Source organism: Corallococcus sp. AB045 (assembly GCF_003668895.1).
GTDB lineage: Bacteria > Myxococcota > Myxococcia > Myxococcales > Myxococcaceae > Corallococcus > Corallococcus coralloides.
The window spans coordinates 1-1540 of sequence record NZ_RAWN01000412.1; the positions used below are offsets into that span (position 1 = coordinate 1).

Below are 1540 nucleotides of genomic sequence, written 5' to 3' on the forward strand. Positions count from 1 at the left end.
GAGGGCTGGTTCAGCGGGGTGGGGTTTGGCTACGGTGGCACTTCCACGCCGGGGGGTCGTTCAGTCCCCGGCCCATTTGAATCGCCTGGGATGAACCGCTCGCCTTCGCGCCTTCGCACGCTCGTGGACTCCCGCGCCCTGGCCGCACCGGGCTGGAAGCGCACCGGGAGGGAGCCTTGAGGTTCCGGAAGCTGTCCTGGCGCGTGCGGCGCTCGCTGGTGCGTGCACGGGCCTGGGCGGTCCAGGCAGCGGCCCGCGTGTGGGCGCCCATCGGGGCCACGTCAGCGGGCCGCTTCGCGGCGGACATCTTCTTCGCGGGGCGCACCGTGGCGCGCGGCTTCATGGGCGAGAACCTGCGCCTGCGCGCCGCCGCGCTCACGTACATCAGCATGTTCTCGCTGGTGCCGCTGCTGACCGTGGGCATCGTGCTCTTGCGCACGCTCCACCAGGAGCAGTTCCAGCGGAAGCTGCGCTTCGTCATCTCCGAGGTGCTGGCGCCGGGGGTCAGCGAGGAGTCCGCCGCCCTGCTCGACCGGTTCCTGCACCCGGGAGACTCCATCGCGGTGGGCAGCGTGGGCTTCCTCGCGGTGCTGTTGTCGGCGGGCTCGCTGCTGCGCCACATCGACGGCGCGGTGAACGAGCTGTGGGGCATCCGGCGCCAGCGCCCATGGCTGACGCGCCTGTCCATCTACGCGGGCCTGCTGCTGCTGGGCCCCATCTTCCTGGCCATCTCCTTCTCCGGCACGGGCCGGGTCCGCATGCTGCTGCAGAGCCACGCCCCCTCCGCGCCGTTCTTCATCGGGGTGGGCACCATGCTCATCGCCATGGGCAGCCTGACGCTGTTGTACCTCTGGACGCCCTACGCCCACGTGCGCGTGCGCTCGGCGCTGGCGGGCGGACTGGTGGCCGGGCTGGGCTGGATGCTGGCGAAGCAGGTGTACGCCGAGTTCGCCGCGCGCAGCTTCCTCTACAACCCCCTCTACGCGTCGCTGGGCGCCCTGCCCCTGTTCCTCGCCTGGGTGTACGTGAGCTGGCTGGTGATGCTGTTCGGCGCCCGGCTGTCCTATGCCGTGGAGCACGTCTCCTTCCGCGACTCGCTCTTCGCCTTCGGCAGCCACCCGCGCGCGCACGAGCTGGTGGGCGCGCGCGTCGCCCAGGACGTCACCCTGTGCTGGGTGGATGGCGCCACCCCGCCCCTGCCCCGGGAGCTGGCCACGCGGCTGCGCGTGCCGGAGTCGCTGGTGCACGAGGTGGTGGACCGCATGGTGGAGGCCCGCCTGCTGGAACGGGGACGGCGGGGCGGCCTGCGCCCCACGCGGGACCCCGCCGACATCACGCTCGCCGACACCACGCTCGCCGTGCACGGGGTGATGATCACCGGCGGCCCGGAGACCTGGACGGGCCCCAAGGCCCCGGGCTTCGAACAGTTCGAACCCCTTTTCCAGGCGGCCGACTGTGCCGGGGTCGACCTGCTGCGCCGCACCCGGTGGCTGGACCTGGTGACGCCGCTGCGCCCGGGGCTGCTCGCCCCGCCCGCCCC

General features: G+C 72.6%; 1 protein-coding gene. It reads left to right on the forward strand.

The window, feature by feature from the left end:
• Nucleotides 1–203: 203 nt before the first annotated feature.
• The coding region (locus tag D7Y21_RS41170) for a YhjD/YihY/BrkB family envelope integrity protein (RefSeq protein WP_121718610.1) at nucleotides 204–1540 on the forward strand (1337 nt) is incomplete at its 3' end.